At 35.8% G+C, this 3,525-nt stretch carries 2 protein-coding genes and 4 pseudogenes; 4 read left to right on the top strand and 2 right to left on the bottom strand.

Going from position 1 to position 3,525, the window contains the following annotated elements; translation table 11 throughout:
• Both DR017_RS00055 and DR017_RS00050 read left to right on the top strand, forming a co-directional pair.
• The coding region (locus DR017_RS00055; protein ID WP_256587493.1) for a Spi family protease inhibitor at positions 1 to 652 on the top strand (652 nt) is incomplete at its 5' end.
• Positions 604 to 1,302 carry a C10 family peptidase gene (locus DR017_RS00050; protein ID WP_111944736.1) on the top strand — a complete coding sequence of 233 codons (699 nt, stop codon included), beginning with the start codon at positions 604 to 606 and terminating at the stop codon, positions 1,300 to 1,302. The genes DR017_RS00055 and DR017_RS00050, both read left to right, overlap by 49 nt.
• On the opposite strand, the pseudogene DR017_RS14215 reads toward DR017_RS00050, so the two are convergent.
• Positions 1,261 to 1,386 (bottom strand): annotated as a pseudogene (locus tag DR017_RS14215) (phospholipase); the annotation flags it as partial. The gene DR017_RS00050 and the pseudogene DR017_RS14215 overlap by 42 nt on opposite strands.
• A 29-nt stretch (positions 1,387 to 1,415) precedes the next feature.
• Positions 1,416 to 2,662 (bottom strand): annotated as a pseudogene (locus tag DR017_RS00040) (dihydroorotase).
• Positions 2,663 to 2,859: 197 nt separating this feature from the next.
• Here DR017_RS00040 and purE point away from each other — a divergent pair.
• Together purE and DR017_RS00030 are read left to right on the top strand one after the other, a co-directional pair.
• Positions 2,860 to 3,342, top strand: a pseudogene (gene purE, locus DR017_RS00035) (5-(carboxyamino)imidazole ribonucleotide mutase).
• Positions 3,335 to 3,525: pseudogene (locus DR017_RS00030) on the top strand (glutamine amidotransferase-related protein); the annotation flags it as partial. The pseudogenes purE and DR017_RS00030, both read left to right, overlap by 8 nt.

Here is a 3,525-nt window from a genome sequence, read left to right as displayed (position 1 = left end):
CACAGGGCAAACCTATATTTCGGCAGAAGAAGCCCAAGAAACTGCTCTCGCTACCGCTATGCAAATGCGTGAAGTAGAGGGTATTGTTACCAAAGCTCCCTTAAAAATTGGCTCGATTGAGGTAGTAAAAGGCGACACTCGCAAGCCTTACGTACCCACCAAAGGCAACGCAAAACCCGAACAAGCCGATGTGTACATTGTAAACTTTGCCAACAACCAAGGGTATGTAATTACCTCAGCAGATAGGCGCGTTCCTAGTGTATTAGCCTATAATTCCTACGGACATTTAGGCGACACTATTAGCAACCCAGGACAAGCAATACTGTTTAGCTATATGCAGGAGTACATAGAAGAACAACGTGCCGCTTTTGAAGCTAATAAAGAGAATTTGGCGACTGAGGCAGAAGAAGCTATTTTCAAACGACTCTCAAAAGGACAACAAGAAGAACTTATCTTACGAGGACTTTTTGATAGGAGAGGAAAGAGAGTGAAAACAAAATACTATAATTATTATGGTGATGATTCATATCCTAGGGAAGGATTTAACTCTCATCAAGAGTATTGGGAGTGGTTTTGTCACAAAAAAATAGAGGTCCTGAATATATGGATAAAGGATATACTAAATATGGAGAATGGCAAACTAAATATGTAAAAGCACCTTTAATAAAGACTCTTTGGAATCAAATAGGAACTTATAATAATAAAGTTTCTATGCAATGTGGTAATGACCAAGCTCCTGTAGGGTGTGTGGCTACTGCAGTAGGACAATTTATGGCATATTATAAAAAACCTACTGATTTTAAAGGTAGAAAAATGCATTGGGATGATATGACTAAAGTAGATGTAGGTGATATGTTTTCTACCATTGATAACTATAGCGTAGGATATAACACTACTGCAAAAGAAGATATACAATACCTTTTAGCGCATTTAGGAGATGGTGATTATCTAAATATGGACTATGGATGTGGGGGAAGCGGAAGTACTATATATAGAGCTGCAACAACGCTTGCTAGTTTAGGGTATCCTGTAAGACAAACAAATTATGATGGGAATTTAGTTACTGATTTAATAAAAAGGAATCACCCCGTTTATATAAGAGGGCGGGCTATAGAAAAAAGTCATAATTTTTTAGGATTCAATATATATAATACTTATAATGGTCATGCTTGGCTTATAGATGGTTATGTGGTAATGGAACGTAATGCAACAACTTATAGTGTTGTAAGTTGTGAGGAGATAGATGCTATTACATCAAGTGAAAGAAAAAAGATCTTCTTCATTACTACCATATCCGTGTAACATAAAGATTACAGGCGGACGTTTAGTTCTCACTTGAGGTTCTCTAACAATATATTCTAATGGGATTTTTTTGTTGTTACTCATTTTAATTATAAGTTTTCTTTTTGTAGTTTCTAATTCAACACCAACTGATTACGAGCTATTACTCCTATAACTTTTCCTTTCATTGTCTCTCCTATAAAGGCACTATTTTTAGAAGCCGACAAAATATCATTTATTGTAAAACTAAAGAATTTTCGGGAGTAAATAAAGTCATATCAGCAGAAGTTCCTTCAGTAATAGGTGTAGAAGGAATGCCAAAACGTTTGCGAGCTGAAGTAAGTAATTGTATAACTCGTTCTATAGAAGTGTATTGGGTAAGAATACCAAAGGCATTTTCTAGACCTATTGTACCAAAAGCTGCCCAATCAAACTCTTTAAATTTCAATTCTATATCTAATGGATTATGGTCGGAAGTAACGAAGTCTATAACTCCCTCGTTCAATGCCTCTCTAAGTGCTTGTACATTAGCAGTATCACGTAAAGGAGGTAATACTTTGTAGTTAGTATTAAAATTCTCCAACACTTCATCTGTAAAATGTAAGTTATGTATTGCTACACTACAACTTACATCTAATCCTTTAGCTTTAGCTTCTCTAATTAAGGCAACCGATTTTGCTGTAGAAATTGTTGGGATATGCAATTTTCCCCCTGCATATTCTAATACAGCCAAATCACGTGCAACGATAAGTTCTTCAGCTAAAGCAGGAATTCCTTTCAGTCCCAAACGAGTGGCTTCAATATGTTCATTCACCACTCCTTTACCCATAATTTTAGTATCATTAGGAAAAGAAATTACAATACCTCCAAAAGGTTGAGTGTATTGTAAGGCTATTTTTAACAAATTACTGTTGTTAATAGTTTTTTTATAATCTCCAAAAGCCACTGCTCCTCCATTTTTCATATCAAAAAGCTCAGCAAGATACTCACCTTTGCTTTCTATGGTAAGTGCACCAATAGGATGAGCTGTTGCAGCACAATGGGCTGTCTTATTCTTTATATATACTACCCCCGACTGACTATCTACTACAGGATGTGTGAGTGGATTGATTAACAAATGAGTAAAACCACTTTTCTCTGCTGTACGCATCCCATTAGCTAAAGTTTCTCTTTCTTCAAACCCTGGTTCTCCAAAACAAACACTACTATCTGTCCATCCTTGTGAAACATAAATATTCTCTAATACTTGTATTTCATTAGTAAGAGGAATAGATTCACTAACTTGCTGAATAACACCTCCCGAGATAAGAATATCTCTAACTTTATTGTGATAGGCACTTTCTGAATCAATAATCCGTGCTGATTTTAATAGAATATCCATAGTCGCTTTTTAGGCTTTCATAAATTTTATGGGCAAAGGTACAAATTAATTAACAATTAACAATCAACAATTAACAATTTTAACAATTAAATTTAGATAAACTATCTAACTCATCATAGTTTAATATGTAACTTGCTAATTGACAAATTTGCTAATTGACAAATTATTCGTATCTTTGCCCGAAAAAATATAAATATATGAAAGTAGCTGTGGTAATGGGAAGCAAAAGTGATTTACCCGTAATGCAAGACGCTATTGATGTTCTCAAAAACTTGGCATTACAACAGTTGTAGATATTGTATCAGCACATCGCACCCCCGAAAAACTGATGAATTTCAGCACAAATGCTCATAAAAATGGCATTCAGGTAATTATTGCAGGAGCAGGAGGTGCAGCTCACTTGCCTGGTATGGTTGCCGCTATGTCGCCACTACCTGTAATAGGGGTACCTGTAAAGAGTAGTAATTCTATGATGGTTGGGATTCTATCCTTTCTATTTTGCAAATGCCAAATGGAGTACCCGTCGCTACTGTAGCTTGAATGCTGCTAAAAATGCTGGCTTATTAGCTGTACAAATATTAGCTAGTGCCAATACTGTACTTTTACAAAAAATGATTGATTACAAAGAAAGTTTGAAACAAGCAGTGCTCACTGCTGCCGCAACCCTTAACGATGAATAACAACACTTTTCAAGGCTCACGCCTTTTATTATTAGATTTTGGGTCACAATACACTCAGCTTATCGCTCGTCGAGTACGTGAATTAAATGTGTATTGCGAAATGCACCCTTATAACCATTTACCCGAGAATTTAAATGATTTCTCAGCTGTTAATACTCTCTGGTTCTCCCTATTCAGTGCGAA

Origin of the sequence: Capnocytophaga sputigena (genome assembly GCF_900446695.1) — a bacterium.
GTDB lineage: Bacteria > Bacteroidota > Bacteroidia > Flavobacteriales > Flavobacteriaceae > Capnocytophaga > Capnocytophaga sputigena.
Note: the sequence above shows the minus strand (reverse complement) of the source record. Positions and strands in the feature narration are given on the sequence as shown.